The organism is Maribacter sp. 4G9, from assembly GCF_002742265.1.
GTDB lineage: Bacteria > Bacteroidota > Bacteroidia > Flavobacteriales > Flavobacteriaceae > Maribacter.
Genome location: NZ_MDGL01000185.1, coordinates 1 through 448 on the forward strand (window position 1 = coordinate 1; position 448 = coordinate 448).

Consider the following 448-nt stretch of genomic DNA (forward strand, 5'->3'; position numbering starts at 1 on the left):
GATGCGGTGATGAAATCCGTATATTTGGCAACAAGGGAGGCCACCAAGAAGTGGTCCATGCCCATCAGGAACTGGGGCATAATTTTAAACCAGTTCCTTACAATCTATGAAAAAAGGGTCAGACTTTAGATAAAAGTCCAACCCTCGTTATTTTTAACTTACACACTTGGTGGGATAGTGTCTACGAAGTGTCGAAAATGCTCTTTGGTTCTATGGGGGCGTTCCACAAGCCTTAGTTCCCGATAATCTTAGATCAGCAGTAACTAAAAGCAGTCGTTACGAGCCAAGGGTCAACGACACTTTCGCCGATTTTGCGGAATACTATGAAACGGCGGTACTACCTACCAGAACATACAAGCCTAGGGACAAGGCCATAGTCGAGAATGCGGTACGTATCATCTATACCCGGGTCTTTGCGCCATTGCGCCACCAGACCTTCCATAGCATA

The 448-nt window shown here is 46.0% G+C and carries 1 pseudogene; it reads left to right on the plus strand.

The features are described from left to right. A pseudogene (locus tag BFP75_RS22495) lies at positions 1-129 on the plus strand (IS256 family transposase); the annotation flags it as partial. Between the last annotated feature and the right edge of the window lie 319 nt (positions 130-448).